The sequence below is a fragment of the Colwellia psychrerythraea genome, assembly GCF_000764185.1.
Taxonomy (GTDB): domain Bacteria; phylum Pseudomonadota; class Gammaproteobacteria; order Enterobacterales; family Alteromonadaceae; genus Colwellia; species Colwellia psychrerythraea_B.
The window spans coordinates 12,183-31,588 of the sequence record NZ_JQEC01000045.1 but is presented as its reverse complement, the minus strand read 5'-3'; the positions used below and the strand labels follow the sequence as shown (position 1 = coordinate 31,588).

At 39.0% G+C, this 19,406-nt stretch carries 14 protein-coding genes; 11 read left to right on the top strand and 3 right to left on the bottom strand.

The genetic code is table 11. The features are described from left to right. Positions 1-64: 64 nt before the first annotated feature. The 3 genes from GAB14E_RS24255 to GAB14E_RS06650 all read right to left on the bottom strand — a co-directional run bounded on the left by GAB14E_RS24255 (position 65) and on the right by GAB14E_RS06650 (position 5,380). Entirely contained in the window at positions 65-1,474 is a 1,410-nt protein-coding gene (locus GAB14E_RS24255) for a TonB family protein (protein ID WP_052093880.1), read from the bottom strand. 361 nt (positions 1,475-1,835) lie between these two features. Further along, entirely contained in the window at positions 1,836-4,358 is a 2,523-nt protein-coding gene (locus tag GAB14E_RS06645) for a TonB-dependent receptor (protein WP_414734066.1), read from the bottom strand. A gap of 563 nt (positions 4,359-4,921) precedes the next feature. Further along, positions 4,922-5,380, bottom strand: coding sequence for an Lrp/AsnC family transcriptional regulator (locus GAB14E_RS06650; protein ID WP_033083377.1), 459 nt, complete (start codon positions 5,378-5,380; stop codon positions 4,922-4,924). Between the two features lie 515 nt (positions 5,381-5,895). On the opposite strand from GAB14E_RS06650, the gene iscX reads away from it, so the two are divergent. From iscX to der, 11 genes are all read left to right on the top strand, one after another. After that, positions 5,896-6,102: a Fe-S cluster assembly protein IscX gene (gene iscX / locus GAB14E_RS06655; protein ID WP_033083376.1), complete on the top strand. Its 207-nt coding sequence runs from the start codon at positions 5,896-5,898 to the stop codon at positions 6,100-6,102. Positions 6,103-6,345: 243 nt separating this feature from the next. Further along, positions 6,346-8,034, top strand: coding sequence for an NAD-dependent malic enzyme (locus tag GAB14E_RS06660; RefSeq protein WP_033083375.1), 1,689 nt, complete (start codon positions 6,346-6,348; stop codon positions 8,032-8,034). 232 nt (positions 8,035-8,266) lie between these two features. After that, positions 8,267-8,698, top strand: coding sequence for a nucleoside-diphosphate kinase (ndk, locus tag GAB14E_RS06665; RefSeq protein WP_033083374.1), 432 nt, complete (start codon positions 8,267-8,269; stop codon positions 8,696-8,698). A 297-nt stretch (positions 8,699-8,995) separates the two neighbouring features. Next, the gene (gene rlmN, locus GAB14E_RS06670; protein ID WP_033083373.1) at positions 8,996-10,156 is read left to right on the top strand and encodes a dual-specificity RNA methyltransferase RlmN; all 1,161 of its coding nucleotides are present in this window, start codon (positions 8,996-8,998) and stop codon (positions 10,154-10,156) included. Between the two features lie 222 nt (positions 10,157-10,378). Beyond that, entirely contained in the window at positions 10,379-12,028 is a 1,650-nt protein-coding gene (gene pilW / locus GAB14E_RS06675; RefSeq protein WP_033083372.1) for a type IV pilus biogenesis/stability protein PilW, read from the top strand. Further along, positions 12,021-12,974 carry a RodZ domain-containing protein gene (locus tag GAB14E_RS06680; RefSeq protein ID WP_033083371.1) on the top strand — a complete coding sequence of 318 codons (954 nt, stop codon included), beginning with the start codon at positions 12,021-12,023 and terminating at the stop codon, positions 12,972-12,974. The genes pilW and GAB14E_RS06680 overlap by 8 nt, the downstream gene beginning before the upstream one ends. A 55-nt stretch (positions 12,975-13,029) precedes the next feature. Next, entirely contained in the window at positions 13,030-14,160 is a 1,131-nt protein-coding gene (gene ispG, locus GAB14E_RS06685; protein WP_033083370.1) for a flavodoxin-dependent (E)-4-hydroxy-3-methylbut-2-enyl-diphosphate synthase, read from the top strand. Positions 14,161-14,381: 221 nt separating this feature from the next. Next, positions 14,382-15,671, top strand: a complete 1,290-nt coding sequence (gene hisS, locus GAB14E_RS06690) for a histidine--tRNA ligase (protein WP_033083369.1) — start codon at positions 14,382-14,384, stop codon at positions 15,669-15,671. Between the two features lie 14 nt (positions 15,672-15,685). Continuing rightward, positions 15,686-16,372 (top strand): YfgM family protein, encoded by a 687-nt coding sequence (locus GAB14E_RS06695; RefSeq protein ID WP_033083368.1) that lies wholly within the window; start codon positions 15,686-15,688, stop codon positions 16,370-16,372. 50 nt (positions 16,373-16,422) lie between these two features. Beyond that, positions 16,423-17,667: an outer membrane protein assembly factor BamB gene (bamB, locus tag GAB14E_RS06700; RefSeq protein ID WP_052093876.1), complete on the top strand. Its 1,245-nt coding sequence runs from the start codon at positions 16,423-16,425 to the stop codon at positions 17,665-17,667. Positions 17,668-17,888: 221 nt separating this feature from the next. Beyond that, positions 17,889-19,370 (top strand): ribosome biogenesis GTPase Der, encoded by a 1,482-nt coding sequence (gene der, locus GAB14E_RS06705; protein ID WP_033083367.1) that lies wholly within the window; start codon positions 17,889-17,891, stop codon positions 19,368-19,370. Positions 19,371-19,406: the final 36 nt, after the last annotated feature.

Here is a 19,406-nt window from a genome sequence, read left to right as displayed (position 1 = left end):
CAATTTCTAACCTTCAACCTCTAAATTTGAAGTGCTCACGACTAATTAGGGTTTACAAAGTCAGTTAAGGATTAGCTTTATCAATAATCTTTTTTTTATCGATAAATTTAGCGATATCTGACAAGTACCACTGACGTGATTTTGCTTGCTTTAATGCATCTGCTGCTTTTTTCTTACTTTGTTTATATTGCTTTTGTTGCTGTAGTATCTTTGCTTGGGCTAATAATAAATCAGGATGGTCATCATCTTGTTTGAGCGCAAGTTTGAGATATAGCGCTGCATTTTTATAATCATTTGCTGCTAGTTCAATGGTGATGAGATCTCGTAATGCTCTAAAATGACCTTGTTCGGCGGCACTTTGTAACCAGCGTTTAGCCTTTTCGGCGTCATATTCAAGGGTTTGCTTATCTAATAATTCACGTCCAAGTCGATATTGGGCATAAGAAAAACCTGATTGAGCAGCGTTTAACAACCAGTTCAAACCTTTTTGCCTATCAGCTTGAGTATATTCACCACGTAATAAATTACTGCCCAATCGGTATTGGGAGTTTGGATAACCATTTATCGCTGAAGCTAGTAATAAATCTGAGCCAGCGGTTGCTTGTTGCCAATGAGAACGTAATAGGCGAGTAGCATTATGTTCATCGGCTACTAACCAGTTAGCTATATAATATTGAACTAAAGCATTACCTTGCTCAGCACCTTCTATAAGTTGGTTAATTTTCTTTTGGTAACTTTTCTTTTGTTGGCTAAAACTGGCTTGATAGCGTTTACCTTTGAAAGTGGTGAAATGATAAAGCAATGACCGACTGGAGTAATTTTTCGCTTGCCCTGAAATCATCAATGGTTCGTAGCGCCAGCGACGCACAGCGTTATAAATCGCGCGATTAAACGTTTTATTTGGAAATGCATCGATGATATCAACATCTTTGACCGCGCCAGATTCATCCACGTCGAACTCTAACCATACCCAACCTTCAATGCCTTTTTCATAAGCTTCCTTCGGGTATTTAGCATCAACCTTATGGATTCGAAGTGGCGGAATATTAGCGGTTAGTTGATATTGCTTATCGTTAAAAATAGGTAATAGGGTATTTTGGTAATGTCTATAGCCAAATGTTTGGTTTAGTTTTCTTAAACGCCTACTAAGTAATTCAGGGTATTCTTTATCAGTCAGCTCTTGTTTAATTAATCGCGCTGCAGAACGAGCGTCATCTAAGCCATAATCGGCAGCTAAAGAAAACCATGAATGTGCATCAATCAAGTTTTTACTCACACCTTGGCCATAGAGGTACATTACGCCAATATTATAAATGGCATCTTTATGCCCCAGTTTTGCTAAACGTTGGAATTCATCAAAAGCGGGTAAGTATTTTCCGGTGTTGTAATCTAGGGTCGCCGAGAGCATGTCGGCTTTAGTCTGCAAGCTGAGTATTAGGGAAAAGAGTAATATGACAGTGGTGAATAATTTCATTGTTAAAGTCTGCTGAATTTATTCAGACGTTTACTTAAAATAAGTATAAAAAGAGGGGGGAAGTGCATGCACAAACTCAATATCAACAATATCTTTAGCAATGAAAGGGATAAATTTATTCTACTGTGTTTATTTGTTGATTGCTCTACTTTTTTAAGCTTTAAATAAAAAAACGAGTTTTAACCTGACGGCTAAAACTCGCGAAAAAACCAAGAGTGTGTGTAAGGGTAAAATCCTTGTCTTGGTCATAGCCAAATAACCTTAATGCTTACTTTAGTCAGTATTTAAAAGTTACTTGGCTATGAATTGTCGCTAGTAGAATAAGAGACTACTAGCGACAAACTGGCTTTGTTATTATTGCTTAAAAATTAAAGCGAACACCTGCAACAAGTCTTCGGCCGTCAGCGTAATAACCTGTTAAGGCTTGTTTAACGCCTTTTTCTTGGTAGCTGAAGGTTTTTTCATCCGTTAAGTTAATGCCTTCAACGATAAAAGTAATATTTTCATTAAGGTTATAAGAAAGGTTAGCATCTACTTGGCCATAATCATCAACATATCCAGGCCAGCCTTCACCTGTGTCATAACCAGTGCGATAGTTATAAGAAATTCGGCCACTAAAAGTGTCTGTTTCAAAGTAACTACTTAGGTTAACTGTATGGTCTGAATTGCCTGGAATTGTGACATTATTACCCTCACTGTCTTTAGCTTCGCCATCAACATAAGTGTAATTAGCCGAGATACCAATCCCTTCATACAATTCTTGCTGGTAACCAAACTCTAGACCTTGAATCGTACCGCCTTTACCGTTTACTGGTCGGTTAATTAATATTTCAACACCTTCATGGGTTTCTAGCGTCGCTTGGGTATCTATAAATGATTGAATGTCTTTTAAGAAAAGTACTGCTGAAACAATACCTGCATCACTAAAGTACCATTCTAAACCTAAATCGAACTGTGTTGCCCGATACGGGTCAATGCCTGGATTACCACCAGTACCCGTTTGTGTTTCTTTGTTGTATGACGTAGATGAGGTCATTTTAGCGTAGTCAGGACGAGACATTACTCGCGCAGCACTCATACGAAGTAATAAGTCTTCTTGTAAATCAACGGCAAGGTTTAAGCTTGGTAAAATATCAAAGTAACTCGTTGACTCATCAGTCCAAGTTTCGCTGCCAGTGGCGCCAACATAAGCTGCCGAACTTTGGTCGGTATAAACTAAGCGTACACCCACGTTACCGCGTAAACCTTCAGCATCTATATCTGCTTTAATGTAAGCGGCAGAAATTTTTTCACTGATATCAAAAGTACTGGCTTTAAGTAGTCGGTAATCCCAGCCTAAAGCATCACCTTCACTACGAATTTTATTTGAATCCGTTATTGCATAATTTTTTAAAGTACCAGCAGAGCCTTGGCCAGATAAAAAGTCTGAAGGCATCGCTAGTGAGTAATCAGCCAAGCTCCAATTCAAATCTTCGCGGGCATCGGTAGTATGTTTGGTATTAAAGCGCGCGTGATCACGATATTTTGCACCAAACTTAATTGCGCTAAATACACCAAGGTCAAGGTCACGACCAAAATCTACTTGTACATAGCTTTCATCATCTTGGGCATCGTTACTGTCGTAGCGTAAAAAGTCTAATCCCCATTTGCTGCCATCAGCTGGATCTGCGCCATAGCTAGTTTTAACATCCCTAGCCGCTGAAGCATCATAACTATGTTCATAATTACCACCCCAACCAACACTACGATCAGCCTGTGAACCACCACTACCTTTGGTATAACCAAAATGAATACTGGATGTCCAAACATCCCCCTCATGATCAATTTTTAAATCATATGAAGTTGTTTTCAATTTTGAGTTACGTACTTTGGTTTCATCAAGAATATTATTGCCACCAGGTGATAACCCTAAAGTGCCACCAACGGCCATTGCACCCACTTGGTCATGCTCAATAATGGTAATATCAGTGTATTCCGAACCACCATAACCCGGTAGCCATAAGAAGTTTTGGTTTTCATTGTCCATTTTCATGGTGCTATCAAGCGCATTGAAGGTCATTTCAGTGGTATCAGTTGGACGATACTGCAGGGTTAGGTTGCCACCAGTACGAATACGTTCTTGGCTAAACATTGCTGATCCACCGCCACCTGGGCTGTAAACATCTTCATGGACAGTGCCATCAGCCATGGTGATATCACGGTCGGTCCAACTCCATGCTTCAATTCCATCACGACGTAAGTTACGCTCTTGTCGGACTAAGGAAATTAAAGCACCAAAGGTTTCATCTTCATTTTTCCAGCTGTAAAGGGCTGAAAGCTGTGGATCTGTCTCACCAGAAACATCAGAGTATTGAGCTAAAACAGAACCCGCAAACTTATTGGCTTCTAAATCTAGTGGCTTACGTGTTCTAACAATAACGGTACCACCAATTGAGCCTTCATCGATATCTGCTTCAGGTGTTTTATAGACTTCTAAACCTGAAACAATTTCTGATGGAAGCATGGTGTAGTTGAAGCCACGACTTGCGGCTGAGTTTGTCCACCAGTCAGCTGATCCTACCGCTTGGCCATTCAGTAATGTTCTATTTTGACTCTCGGTTGTACCACGAATACTGACACGCTCACCTTCACCAAAACTACGGGTAATTGACACACCAGTGATACGTTGGAGTGACTCGGCCACGTTCTGATCGGGGAATTTACCAATATCTTCAGCTGTTACCGCATCTACTACTGAATTGGCATAACGTTTGGTATTTAAAGACTGCACGACACTGCCACGAATGCCGCGCACTTGTATTACTTCTACTTCTTCAGTTTTGGCTAATTTTGCTGTGCTTTCTTCAGCAAAAGCTATGGTGGTGCTAGTAAGTAAACCTAGCATAAGTGCAGATTTTACTGCGCTATTCAACTTGTTAAATTTGTAGTGTTTCATATTGTATTCCACTTATTATATTTTTTATGTTTTTGATGATTTGAAAGAAAGGTAAATATCTATGGTGTTACATACATACATACATATATATACATTCCTTGCGAACTTATTTGTTGCAGTAAAAACAGTCGCGGATTTAGTAAAGTATCTATTACCAATAAGCCGTTTTTTTGTGTTATTAATGCTTTATTGCTGGTAAAAACATCAACACTAGCTAATTTAAAACTGAAAAAATTTACATTCGGCAGTTAACGTTAGCGCAACGGCATTCATCTAAAACTAAGCGGTTTGAAGAGTCTTGAATTGGTGTGAAAAGTTGTGAAACATTAAGGGGGTATTGTTATGTATTTGTTTTTATAGTGAATTTAGTTAAGGGTTTATTTTTATTTTATTGCTTTATTTTAGGTGAAAGGTGTTTTTTTAAAGTTATGAAGTGAGTTTACTAACCGTTTAAATGAATTTTTATGCAATAAAACAATAAAAACGGTCAGTGATTGGTGATTTAACTTATGTTAAATGTAGTCAACTGGCAGGGCGGTAGTGTATTTTATTTCTTCCATGGCGAAGCTAGAACTGATGTCTGAAAAATCTACGCGGGTAATTAGCTCTTTATAAAAGTGATCGTAAGCTTTCATATCAGGCACAACCACACGTAATAAGTAATCAACATCACCACTCATGCGATAAAACTCAACTATCTCAGGAAAATCATCAGCAACTTTGGCAAAGGTCGCTAACCAGTCGGGGTTATGCTGATTAGTTTTCACCATAACAAAAATGGACAAACCTACATTGAGCTTTTCAGGATCGGCTAAAGCGACGCGACCTTTAATCACTCCTGATTTCTCCATGGCCTGAATTCTTCGCCAGCAGGGGGTTGTTGACAAGCCTACTCGCTCAGCAACATCACTGGTTGAAAGGGTGCAATCTTTTTGCAAAATGCTAAGAATATGTTTATCGAAAGAATCCATTTTGTTGCCTGTAGATTATTTATGGAATTTAAAACTAATTACTTGTTTGTTAGTGGTATTGTATTTTACTTATCAGCGATTGAAAGGAAAATAGCATAAATACTTTGCAGTAAAGTGAAATAATTAAGGTATTAAATAAAAGCAGTATAATAATTATTTTGTTGAGAAGCTGAATATCAAGAAGAAAATTGATATGAGTAATCTAGTTGAATATCAACAAACTGATTTAGTGAATAGTTAGTGTTAATTTCAGTAGGTAAATGTCATATCGCAAGTGTTCTATTTATTCATATAACAAATGATATACTGGTGAGGCAGCGTTTTCACGGTTGGATTAAGCATGAAGAATTTAAAAAATTGGTGGCATACAGACTGTGCTTTTTGTCGAAAGGCTAGGTTGCTATTCATCTGGTTTATACTAATGTTAATTATAGATTTATTTTTCTTTCAATTGTTATTTTAGTGTTCAATGTGATTTATCTGCTGAAATAACCTTGCTAACAATGGGTAAAAACATGGCAGCTGGACTTCTATGGAGTGATTCTCAAGAGATTGCGTTGGATTTAATTGAGCAACATCCTGATGTAGACCCTTTTAAGTTACACTTCACCGAATTAAGGTTATGGGTACTTAATTTAGAACGCTTTGACGATGATCCAGAGCACTGCGGTGAACGAGTACTTGAAGCCATTCAACTTGCTTGGATGGCCGAAGTAGATTAATAGTAACTATCTTACCTATAAATGTATTTCCACTAAACAATCTGGTATTTTATTACTCGGTAAACAATATTTTTCACATAGTAGAATCGAAATATCTTTTTCAACTCTATTATTACAAATCATTCTCCTAAATCCTTCGTACTTTTAACAAATTCAATCACTGTCTTGCTTTGCAGTAGGGCTAATATCATCTATACTTTTAGCCGATTTCCACATTCATCAAACATATAAGCAGTCAGCCAAATGCCCCAATCTCAACGCCCACTTTACATCCCTTATGCAGGTCCTTCATTATTAGAAACCCCTCTACTGAATAAAGGCAGTGCCTTTAGCAAAGAAGAGCGCGATAGTTTCAACCTAACAGGATTATTACCGCCACGTTTTGAAAGCATTGATGAACAAGCTGAACGTGCATATCGCCAGTATAGCTGCTTTAATACAAATATTAATAAGCACATATACTTACGTGCTATTCATGATAATAATGAAACGTTATTCTTTAAATTAGTGCAAAACCACCTGGCTGAAATGATGCCAATTATCTATACACCAACGGTTGGCGATGCTTGTGAACAGTTTTCTGATATTTACCGCAGCTCACGTGGTTTGTTTATCTCTTACGAAGATAGATTTAATATTGACGATATGTTGCGTAATGCTACTAAAAACAAGGTAAAAGTGATTGTAGTTACCGATGGTGAACGTATCTTGGGCTTAGGCGATCAAGGCATTGGCGGCATGGGCATACCCATTGGTAAGTTGTCTTTGTATACTGCTTGTGGTGGCATAAGTCCTGCTCATACTTTACCGGTAATGCTTGATGTCGGTACGAATAACCAAAAGTTATTAGACGATCCTATGTATATGGGGGCACGCCATAAACGCATCGACCAAGATTCATATGATGAGTTTGTCGAGTTATTTATAAGCGCAGTCAAACGTCGTTGGCCCCATGTTTTATTGCAATTTGAAGATTTTGCCCAACCTAATGCTATGCCCCTATTACAACGTTATAAAGATAGAATTTGTTGTTTTAATGATGATATCCAAGGCACAGCATCAGTTACTGTCGGCACTTTACTTGCTGCTTGTCGTAGTAAAGGCTCTAAATTATCAGAGCAGAGTGTTGCTTTTGTTGGTGCAGGCTCGGCAGGTTGTGGAATAGCAGAACAAATTATTAGCCAAATGGTTAGTGAAGGCCTTTCAACAGAACAAGCACGTAGCCAAGTCTATATGGTTGATAGATATGGCCTATTAACACAAGGTATGGCAGAATTGCGTGATTTCCAGCAAAAATTAGTACAAAGCAATGAAGCGCTTGCAACTTGGGATATTAAAGGTGAGTTTGCCACACTTGTTGAAGTTATGCATGGTGCTAAACCTGATATTCTCATAGGTGTTTCAGGTCAGTCAGGCTTATTTACCGAACAAGTTATTACCGCGATGAAGTCTCATTGTGAACTTCCTATTATCTTCCCGTTAAGTAATCCATCTCGTCAAGTGGAAGCAACACCAAGCCAAGTGATTAACTGGACCAAGGGGGAAGTGATTATAGCCACTGGTAGTCCATTTGAGCCGGTTGAGTATCAAGGAAAAATTTTCCCGGTCGCGCAGTGTAATAACAGTTACATCTTCCCAGGTATTGGTTTAGGTGTTGTGGCGGCAAATATTAGTCGTATTACCGATGATATGTTACAAGTTGCCAGTGAAACCTTAGCAGCGGCATCACCTCTTGCTAATAATGAATCGGATGAACTACTACCACCATTAACCGCCATCGCACAACTAAGTAAGGATATTGCTTTTGCTATTGCACAAGTCGCCTTTAAACAGAACTTAGCATTATCTATGAGTGATGATGAGTTACTTGCCAAAATTGAGCGTAACTTCTGGAAACCGGTTTATCGTCAATACCGCCGTACCAGCGTTTAGGCACAATCTGTAAGTAACAGCTAGTCAAAAGTAAGGTCAACAAAGTTTAACTTACTGTTAGCCAACCTTAATAAAACTAGTGATATAACCTAAGCATAAGCTTAAAAGTAATATCATTGGTTTTTTACCTTCATTTCGTCTATAATGCGCCCAAAATTATAGCCGTTTTAACAAGTGGCTAGCTATACAGTTAAATTTTAACTTAACTTAAATTAAATTATAAGGGCTTATCATGGCTATCGAACGTACTTTTTCTATCGTAAAACCAGACGCAGTTGCTAAAAACTTCATTGGTCAAATCTACAACCGTTTTGAAACTGCTGGTTTAAAAATCGTTGCTTCTAAAATGATCCACTTAAGCCAAGAAAAAGCTGAAGGTTTTTACGCTGAACATAGCGAACGTCCTTTCTTTGGCGCTTTAGTTTCATTTATGACTTCAGGTCCAGTTATGGTTCAAGTTTTAGAAGGCGAAAACGCTGTTCTTAAAAACCGTGAAATCATGGGTGCTACTAACCCTGCTGAAGCACTTGCGGGTACTATCCGTGCTGATCTTGCAGATTCAATTGATGAAAATGCTGCTCACGGCTCTGACGCTTTAGAATCAGCTGCACGTGAAATTGCATACTTCTTCTCAGATGATGAGATTTGTTCACGTACTCGTTAATTTCTATTTAATCGCGCAATCACCTTGCTTTCGGCGTTGCAAGTGCTCACCTAGTAAACTAGGCTCCGCGCTAGCGCCTTGCTAACAAAGTGATTATCTGCGCTTAAAAGAAATTAATATTTAAAAGGATTTTACTGACTCGTTGGTAAAATCCTTTTGTTATTTTTAGTGGATCATAAATCCATTGAAGATAACTTAGTAAAATTGCGATTGTTGCTTGAAAAGCGTACAATACGCGCCTTGTTTTTTAGGCTACTTTAATGAGTAGTTTAACCTTAGTTATTGAGAGTTTGTTCTATGAGTGATGTAAGCAAAAAAGTTAACCTACTTAATTTTGATCATAAAAGTATGCGTGAATACTTTGAGTCTATTGGTGAGAAACCATTTAGAGCTGATCAGATCATGAAGTGGATTTATCACTTTGGTTACAGTGACTTTGAGCAAATGACTAATATCAATAAGAAGTTACGTGAAAAACTACAGCGCAATTGTGTGATATCAGCACCCGATATTTCTGAAAAGCAAATTTCAGAAGACGGTACTATTAAATACGCCTTAAAACTTGAAGGTGGTCAAGAAGTCGAGACCGTTTGGATCCCTGAAAATGATCGAGCCACCTTATGTGTGTCATCTCAAGTGGGTTGCGCATTAGAATGTACTTTCTGTGCTACGGCTCAGCAAGGTTTCAATCGCAATTTAACTATGTCCGAAATTATCGGCCAAGTATGGCGTGTTGCCAATGATATTGGCGCAACTCGCATTGCCGGTACTCGCCCTATTACCAACATTGTTATGATGGGCATGGGCGAACCGCTATTAAATATGAAACATTTAATCCCTGCATTAGATACCATGTTGAACGACTTAGGTTATGGCTTGTCCAAACGCCGTGTCACGGTAAGTACCTCAGGTGTTGTTCCTGCTTTAGACATGCTTAAAGAAAAAATTGATTGTGCTTTAGCTATTTCAATTCATGCTCCTAATAATAAACTGCGCGATGAATTGGTGCCTATCAACAAAAAGTACCCGTTGGAAGATTTTATTGCAGCAGCTGGGCGATATATTGATGGTTCAAAAGCGAATAAACAAGCGACTATTGAATACGTTATGCTTGATCATGTGAATGATAGTACTGATCAAGCACATGAATTAGCACACGCATTAAAAGGCTTACCGAGCAAAATAAACTTGATACCATTTAATCCATATCCAGGATCGCCCTATAAGCGTTCAAGTAATTCACGTATTGATCGTTTTGATAAAGTATTACAGAGTTATGGTTTAACGGTTATCACTAGGCGAACTCGTGGTGAAGACATTGATGCTGCCTGTGGTCAACTCGCGGGTGATGTCTTCGACAGAACTAAGCGTAGTGCTTTTAATGTATCAAGAAATGCTGAAATAAGTTCATTGAAAGATCAACCTAAAGCTGACACTATCTCTATAAAATCAATTTAAGCATTAGCGCATTGTTTTTAGTGAAAAATACGACCAAGCTCATTCATAGGGTTAGCGTTTCCATTTTAAAAGAAGCATTGAGAATAAATGTTAATAACAAAGCTATTGACGTTGAAAGAGCGATAATATTGCCAATGTAGGCAATTTGAAACGTTCACTTAATGAGTAAGTTCGGTATAACAATAAGAGGCGGTTAACGCATTGCATATTTTGGATAAAGCTATGGCTAAATATATTCTTCCAACAATTTTAGCAGCGGTTTCTCTATCGCTGTTAAGTGGTTGTGTTACCCAAAGCTTTGAAAATAATGAGCCTATTGTTAAAAACCAAGCTAATCGTGATGAAATGGCGGCTACACGTGTTTCATTAGGATTAGGTTACCTAAAAATGGGTGACATGTCTCAGGCAAAGCTTAACTTAGAAAAAGCGAAAAGGTTCTCGCCAAATTTAGTGCAAGTGCACACCGCTTTTGCCCATTATTATGAAACTGTCGGTGAAAGTGAACTTGCTATTGCTTCATTTGAACAAGCTTTAATTATCAAGGCGGACAGTGCTGATACCCTAAATAACTATGGGGTGTTTTTGTGTCGACAAGATAAAATTGCCGCTGCTGAAGTTCAATTTTTAAAAGCGATTGCTGTGCCCAGCTATATTTTGGTTTCGCAAAGTTATGAAAATCTGGCCTCTTGTTATTTACAGAGTAATGATTTTGAAAAAGCTGAAATGTATTTGAATAAAGCTATATTTCATAGCCCGAATAGAACGGCAACCTTGTTACAAATGATACGTTTACAATATGCCATGGGAGATTACAAAGAAAGTAAACGCTTTCTACAGAAGTTTGAGCGTAAAACCCAACGATTTACCGCAGACTCATTAGCACTCGCCTATAAATTATATTGGAAACTAGGTCAGCGACGCACTGCAAATAATTACGCGAACATGTTAGTGAAAATGTATCCGCAATCGTGGGAAGGCAAGCAGTACCTACTTAATGAATTAGAGTATATTGATGCCGATGATTTGGCGAGAAAATACCAAGTTAGTGAAAAAGAAAAGAACCAACATTTATCTCCGTCTAGTAATAAACGAGTGGTAAAACTTTCACCAAACAAAACAAAAAACTCGCCTTATACCAGTAGTGTTAAAACGACGATTCCAGCAACTAATAGCAAAAAGTTGCCAGCGGTAAATTCAGCTGCCACAGTAGTAACCACACCGATTATCGAAAATACTGTTGCAACAAATACTGCCGTAAATAGTGCAACTCAATCTGCACTGGGCTCAGGTACTACATTATTATCAGCTACTGTGGCTGGAGCAGTCGTGGTGACAAACCTTCCGGTAAGTCATGCCTCAACTCCAGTAGCAAACACCGCAGCGGCTAATACTAAAGAGCTTAATCCTGTAATTAATGAGACAGGGAATGTTGCAGCAGAGGAAATAACTACAACAGCGGTATTAGCTCAGTCTGACGTTAATACACTTGAGCCTACTTCAACAAAACCGGTGCCGGCAACACGTGATGTACCGCTACCTGAAGCAATACATCAAGAGATGGAAACCGTAGTAACAATTGCTGAAATACATGAATCCGCAGCAACTATTACTCAAGAATCGATTAAGGTTACGACACCTATTATAGCTTCAGCAGTCCTCGCAGAGTCAGTTGGTAATAGCGAAGTTTTAGATGAAGAAGAAGTTTTCCATGCCGTGAAGCCGGGAGAGAACCTTTACAATATTTCGGTGAAATATAACGTTAAACTCGATACATTACGTAGGTGGAATAACATATCTGAAAAAAATAAAATCCGTATAGGCGATAAACTCTATGTGGTTGACCCTCAAACAGTGAAAAATATTAATGATTAATGATGTTACCCCTGCCAATCAAGCAGGTGAAGAAGAAAATAAAGACGAACAAATTACAGAGCTAAGAGAAGACATGGAAATGGTAAGCCCAGGCGCTATGTTAGGTGATGCTCGTAAGGCGTTATCACTCTCTCAGGAGTACATTTCCAGTAAACTGAATTTTAAAGTCGGTATTGTTAAAGATATGGAAAACGATATCTTTGACCCCTTAATGCCAGTGACCTTTAATCGCGGGTATTTAGCTAATTACGCTAAATTAGTTGGTGTTGCCGTTGATGAAGTGTTGGCAAGTTATGATGCGCTTGATGCCGCGAGTATTCAGCGCAGTGAAATGTTAAGTTTCTCTAGAGAAACAGCCAAACAAGCAGAACATAGCCGTGTTATGTGGTTAAGTTATTTGATTGTTGCCGTTTTAATCGGGTTGACCGTTTTATGGTGGCTACAAGAAGGTAACCAACAAACCTCAAGCTCTTCGGTGAGTACATTTGAAAACGTTACTGAAGATATTAGTGAAAATACTGTTCAAAATAAGGCAGAACCTTCACCTGTTAAAGAGGTGCAAAAAATTGATATGACGAGTGATGATAATTTGACTTTAAGTACTGCTCCCGAGCAAGTGCTTGATGAAAATATCATCAACTCAACTAGCGCTTTAACAAGCGAAGTTAAACCTGAAAAAGAGCCTGAGACAGTTGCAACGCTAAGTACCGCAGTGTTTACTTTTAAAGGCGATTGCTGGGTAAACATTTATGATGCAACGGGTGAACGAGTTGCTTGGGGCGTTAAGAAGTCAGGTTATGTAATGACAATTCAAGGCAAAGCCCCTTTGCGTATTACAGTTGGCAAACCAGAGTTAACTAGCATTGTTTTTAATGGCCAACCAGTTGACATGTCGACTTTTAATGTTGGCAATATTGCTAAGTTTAACTTACCTATTGTTGAGTAGTTTGTTACTTAGGGGTTTACTTCTAATTAACGACTACCTTATATAAAGAAAAATTATGTTTAAAGAATCTCCAATTATACGTCGTGTCTCTCGCCAAATTATGGTTGGTAACGTACCCGTTGGTGGCGACGCGCCAATTACTGTGCAATCAATGACAAATACCTTGACCACAGATGTAGCCGCAACTGTGGCGCAAATAAAGGCGCTAGAAGCTGTCGGTGCCGATATAGTACGGGTAAGTGTACCAACTATGGACGCAGCAGAAGCATTTCGTGAAATCAAAAAGCAAGTTGATGTGCCGTTAGTTACTGATATTCACTTTGATTACCGCATCGCACTAAAAGTTGCTGAATACGGCGCGGATTGTTTACGTATCAATCCAGGGAATATTGGCAATGAAAGTCGAATTCGCAGTGTGGTTGAGAGTGCTAGGGATAACAATATCCCTATTCGTATCGGTGTTAATGGCGGCTCATTAGAGAAAGACATTCAAGAGAAATATACTGAGCCAACGCCAGCAGCACTGTTCGAGTCTGCTATGCGTCATGTTGATATTCTCGACAGGTTGAACTTCGATCAGTTTAAGGTCAGTGTTAAGGCCTCAGATGTTTTTCTAGCGGTTGAATCTTATAAATTATTAGCTAAACAAATTGATAATCCATTACATTTAGGCATTACCGAAGCTGGTGGTTTGCGCTCTGGATCAGTTAAGTCGTCAGTTGGGTTAGGTTTATTACTAGCACAGGGCATTGGTGATACCTTGCGTATCTCATTGGCGGCAGACCCAATTGAAGAAATTAAAGTGGGTTTTGATATTTTAAAATCACTTAAATTACGTAGCCGTGGTATTAATCTTATTGCTTGTCCAAGCTGCTCACGTCAAGAGTTTGATGTAGTGGCAACGGTCAACGCATTAGAACAGCGAATTGAAGATATTATGACACCGATGGATGTATCTATTATTGGCTGTATCGTCAATGGTCCAGGTGAAGCTATGGTGTCAGACCTTGGTTTAACTGGCAGCAGTAAAAAAAGTGGTTACTATCTTGATGGCATTCGTCAGAAAGAACGCTTTGATAACAATGACCTTGTTGATCAGCTTGAACAGCGTATCCGTGCAAAAGCTCATGCCATGGACGAGCGCCAAGATGAAAAAAATAAGATAGACTTTAAATCAGTCGATTAGGGTCTATTAAAAATAACTTACCCTAAGCCAGACCTCTAAGTTAGGACCCAGTACTAAGCACTTTAATCGTTACGGTTTATTAGCGCCCTGTTATTAGGTATACTGCGCGCTGCGTAAATTTAAAGCAGCACTTAACATATTAATTATGCGTAAAGCTGAAGGCCTTCTATATGATGGTAACTTTCAGCTTTACCAAAAGAATAAGAAAGAGAGACTCCTCAGTGGCTAAACAAAAGGCTCTACAAGCAATACGTGGCATGAATGATTGCCTCCCAAGTGAAACAAATATTTGGCAAATGGTGGAATCGGTATTACGTCGCGTTGCCAGTAATTATGGTTTTGCTGAGATTCGCATGCCAATTGTTGAGTCAACCGCACTATTTAAACGTGGTATTGGTGAAGTCACCGATATTGTTGAAAAAGAAATGTACACTTTTGATGATCTTAATGGTGATAGTTTAACATTACGCCCAGAAGGCACAGCAAGCTGTGTCCGCGCGGGTGTACAACATGGTTTACTGTATAATCAAGAGCAACGACTCTGGTATATGGGACCTATGTTTCGCCACGAAAGACCACAAAAAGGTCGTTATCGTCAGTTTCACCAATTTGGCCTAGAAGCCTTTGGTATAGCGACTCCAGACATTGATGCTGAAATTATTTTACTGACAGCACGTTTATGGAAGGAACTTGGCATCAATGAGTTTGTCACACTAGAGTTGAATTCATTAGGATCTAACGATGAGCGTGCAAATTATCGTGAAGCTTTGATTGCCTATTTAGTTGAACATGAAGCGTTACTTGATGACGATTCTAAACGTCGTATGCACACTAACCCGTTAAGAGTGCTGGACAGTAAGAATCCACAGGTTCAAGAAGCATTAGTGAATGCACCTAAATTATCAGATCATTTTGGTGAAGAAACACAAACGCATTTTGATACCTTGTGTGCGCGTTTAGATGCCGCAGGTATTAGTTATGTATTAAATGAACGTTTAGTACGTGGCCTAGATTATTATAACCGCACAGTATTTGAATGGGTTACTGACACATTAGGCGCACAAGGTACTATTTGTGCTGGTGGTCGTTACGATGGTTTAGTTGAACAACTTGGTGGTAAAGCAACACCCGCTTTTGGTTTTGCTTTAGGTATTGAACGTTTAGTTCTAATGCTTACCGAGTTGGACAAAGTCACTAACACACGCCCTCAGGTAGATGCCTACGTGGTTATATTAGGTGATGATGCGCAAGTGACAGCAAATAAGTTAGCTGAGCAATGGCGTGATCAAGTACCAGATATTAGATTGCAGTGTCACTGTGGCGGTGGCAATATGAAGAAACAATTAAAACGTGCCGATAAATCAGGCGCACAAATCGCGTTAATCTTAGGTGATGATGAAATTGCTCAAGAGAAAGTTATGGTGAAATACCTACGCGGACAAAAAGAACAGGAAAGCGTGGAATTTACTCAAGTTTCTAGCTTGTTAACTGAATTAACTCAAGGGCTTTAAGCCAAGGTGAAGTAGTGGAAATTTATCAAACGGAAGAACAACAAGTAGAAGCAATTAAAGGTTACTGGGCAAAAAATGGCATGACCATCAGTGCTGGTATATTTTTAGGTTTCGCCGGTTTTATTGGTTTTAATTTTTATCAAGATAGCCAGCTTGAGCAAGAGATAGCGGTGTCTGATAGCTATCAAACGCTTATTGAACAAAGCGGCAAAGATGCAAAAGTATTTGCTGAGAATGGTGAGAAATTTATCAGTGAGAATGGCAACAATAGCTATGTCGCTTTAACTGCATTAGCACTAGCAAAAGATGCTGCGTCACACAAAGACTGGGCATTAGTGCAAAAGCAATTAACTACTGCCATTGATACTGCACCAACAGACGGTATTAAAGCGATTGCCAGTTTACGTTTGGCGCGTGTACAAGTGCAGCTTGAGCAATACTCTGAAGCCTTAGCAACACTTAATAGTAATTTACCTGAGTCATTTACTGCAGCGATCGAAGAAATTAAAGGTGATGCGTATTTACAACAAGGTAAACCTGACCTTGCTCGTAATGCTTATCAAGCTGCTATAGCTGCTGATGGCATTGCTACCAGCCCAAGTTTACAAATTAAGTTAGATGATCTGGCCCAAGTAACTACCTTACCTACTTCTTCAGAAGTTGTAGCTGAAACGGTTGTTGCAGAGCCTGCTGCTAAATAACCTAACGGGTAATCTAGCAAGATCATTTACTTTTGTTAATAAGGCAAACTATGCGTTGTTTTGATAAAAATTTTTTTAAGGGTTTTAGTGCTAAAAAAGCACTAGCTATTGTCTTGTTATCTTCAAGCTTATTGGCTTGTTCGTCGAATGATGATGAAGACCCTAGTACAAAAGTTGCAGAGCTTAGTGATTTAGATAATGCTTTTGACGTTGAAGTATTATGGGATCGTAGTGTCGGTGATGGCGTTGATGACTATTTTTCGCGCTTGAAGCCTATCGTAGCTTACAACAAAGTATATAGCGCCAGCCGTATGGGCGATGTAATTGCTTTTGATAAAGAAAGTGGTCAAAGAGTTTGGACGGTTGATTTAAGCGACATAAATAATGAACGTAGCTTCTGGGATAGTCGTCTTTCTGCCCTAGTTGCTGGTGGCCCAACAGCAGGCCTTAACAAAGTCTTTTTGGGTACTGAAAATGGTGATGTCTTTGCTTTAGATGCTGAAACCGGTGAGCTGGTTTGGCAGGCTAAAATTAAAGGTGAAGTCATCACACCTCCTGCTATTGACTCTGGAATTTTAGTGGTTAACTCCGCATCAGGTTTGATTAAGGCATTTGACGCTAATACCGGTGATGAGTTATGGAAAGTTGAGCAAGATGTACCACCATTAACATTACGTGGTATCAGTACACCAGTAATCGCTTCCGGTGGTGTCTTAGTCGGCTCAGGTAAAGGTGAAATTAGCGTATATATTCTTGAAAAAGGCCAAGCTGGCTGGACCTCAGAAGTAGGCGAAGCAACAGGATCTACAGAGTTAGAGCGTGTAATTGACGTTGATTCAGCGCCCGTAGTTTTTGGTGATAAAGTTTATGCTATCTCTGCGCGTGGTAACCTAGTTTCTATAGAGTTAAAGACCGGTCGTATTTTATGGAAGCGTCAATATTCGTCATATAGACAAATTGCTGTTTATCGTAATGATATTTTCTTGACTAATACCCGTGGTCATATTTATGCCCTAAATCGTGTAAACGGCATTGAACGCTGGAGTAATGTAGAGTTAACAAACCGTGCGGTAACTGGTCCTTCAGTAGTTGATAGATACATAGTTGTAGGCGACTTTGAGGGTTACTTACATTGGTTAGACCAAGATACAGGTGAAATAGTCTCTCGTCATAAAGTTGATGGTAGTGGTATACATTCCACACCAACAGTTGTCGATGATATCTTATATAGCCAATCTCGTGATGGTGATTTACAAGCCATTATCACACCAAAAATTGTCAGTGCTGCTCAATAAATTGCACTGTTTGTAGCTACTTCTTTTTTAAAGAAAAGTAGCTAAAGTTAATAACGGCTCCTATGCAAAGTGCATAAGGAGCCGTTGCTTGTTTTTAGCAATATCATTTTAGTAATATTTTGTTTAGCTAAGTAGGCTAACTATCTTGCTATTTATACTTGATATATATTTGTTTGAAAACCATGCATTACTCGCTTGCATGGTGATTTTTTGAGGTACTTATGCTTCCTGTAGTTGCTCTTGTTGGCCGTCCTAATGTAGGAAAATCAACGTTATTTAACCGTTTAACCCGTAGTCGTGATGCGCTTGTTGCTGATTACCCAGGTCTAACTCGTGATCGTCAATATGGTCAAGCTGAAGTAGAAGAACATCCTTTTATTGTTATTGATACCGGTGGTATTAATGGTGATGAAAAAGGTATTGATGTGCTTATGGCGGAACAGTCGTTAATGGCGATAGAGGAAGCCGACGCGGTACTTTTTTTGGTTGATGCCCGTGATGGCTTAACCGCAGCAGACCACGGTATTGCTGATCATTTACGTAAACAAAATAAAAAAATATTCGTCGTTGCTAATAAAATTGATGGTATCCATGGCGATTCCGCAGTGGCTGAGTTTTATTCATTAGGTTTGGGTGAACATGTTCACCAAATTGCAGCTGCGCACGGCCGGGGTGTTACGCAACTGTTAACACTTGCCTTAACACCTCATATCGAAGCCTTGGCTAACCCTGTTAAGCCTAAAGAAGAAGGTGAAGAGAATGATGAGTTTGCTGAAGACGTTGAACTAACAGAAGAAGAACTTGCTAAAAAGCTTGCAGATGAGCCACAAGAAAATGACAAAATAAAGCTAGCTATTATCGGTCGTCCTAATGTTGGTAAGTCAACACTAACTAACCGTATATTAGGTGAAGAACGTGTTGTTGTTTACGATATGCCGGGTACTACTCGCGATAGTGTTTATATCCCAATGGAGCGTAATGGCCGAGAATATACTTTAATTGATACCGCTGGTATTCGTCGTCGTAAGAATGTTACCGATGTGGTAGAAAAATACTCAGTCATTAAAACCTTAAGAGCTATTGAAGACGCTAACGTTTGTCTACTTATCATTGATGCACAAGAAGGTATTAGCGATCAAGATTTAAGCTTGTTAGGTTTTATTCTTGAAGCCGGTCGCTCTTTAGTCTTAGCGGTTAATAAATGGGATGGTTTAGAGGATCATGAAAAAGACCGCATTAAGACTGAACTTGATAGACGTTTAGGTTTCATTGATTTTGCCCGGATACACTTTATTTCAGCGTTGCATGGCACCGGTGTTGGTCATTTATATGAGTCAGTAGAAGAAGCCTTTGTTTCAGCAACAAAACGTATCTCTACTGCTATGGTCACTAAGATATTAGATATGGCCTCTTTTGATCACCAGCCTCCTTTACACCAAGGACGACGCATCAAGCTTAAATACGCGCATGCTGGTGGTTACAACCCGCCTATTATTATCATTCATGGTAATTCAGCGAAAAAACTACCAATGTCTTATAAGCGTTACTTAATGAATTATTACCGTAAGTCATTAAAAATGATGGGTACACCTATACGTATTCAGTTTAAAGATACACTGAACCCATTTGCAGGTAAGAAAAAATTGACTTATACCGAGCAAAAGAAAATTGCTCGGGCAACGCAAGGTTATAAAAAAGACTAGATTGAAAGGTACACACCAAGTGTTTTATTGCAACTT

Coding starts and splice junctions, on each gene's coding strand:
- GAB14E_RS24255 (WP_052093880.1), bottom strand. CDS start 1,474: ATGAAATTATTCACCACTGTCATATTACTCTTTTCCCTAATACTCAGC.
- GAB14E_RS06645 (WP_414734066.1), bottom strand. CDS start 4,358: ATGCTAGGTTTACTTACTAGCACCACCATAGCTTTTGCTGAAGAAAGC.
- GAB14E_RS06650 (WP_033083377.1), bottom strand. CDS start 5,380: ATGGATTCTTTCGATAAACATATTCTTAGCATTTTGCAAAAAGATTGC.
- iscX (WP_033083376.1), top strand. CDS start 5,896: ATGGCAGCTGGACTTCTATGGAGTGATTCTCAAGAGATTGCGTTGGAT.
- GAB14E_RS06660 (WP_033083375.1), top strand. CDS start 6,346: ATGCCCCAATCTCAACGCCCACTTTACATCCCTTATGCAGGTCCTTCA.
- ndk (WP_033083374.1), top strand. CDS start 8,267: ATGGCTATCGAACGTACTTTTTCTATCGTAAAACCAGACGCAGTTGCT.
- rlmN (WP_033083373.1), top strand. CDS start 8,996: ATGAGTGATGTAAGCAAAAAAGTTAACCTACTTAATTTTGATCATAAA.
- pilW (WP_033083372.1), top strand. CDS start 10,379: ATGGCTAAATATATTCTTCCAACAATTTTAGCAGCGGTTTCTCTATCG.
- GAB14E_RS06680 (WP_033083371.1), top strand. CDS start 12,021: ATGATTAATGATGTTACCCCTGCCAATCAAGCAGGTGAAGAAGAAAAT.
- ispG (WP_033083370.1), top strand. CDS start 13,030: ATGTTTAAAGAATCTCCAATTATACGTCGTGTCTCTCGCCAAATTATG.
- bamB (WP_052093876.1), top strand. CDS start 16,423: ATGCGTTGTTTTGATAAAAATTTTTTTAAGGGTTTTAGTGCTAAAAAA.
- der (WP_033083367.1), top strand. CDS start 17,889: ATGCTTCCTGTAGTTGCTCTTGTTGGCCGTCCTAATGTAGGAAAATCA.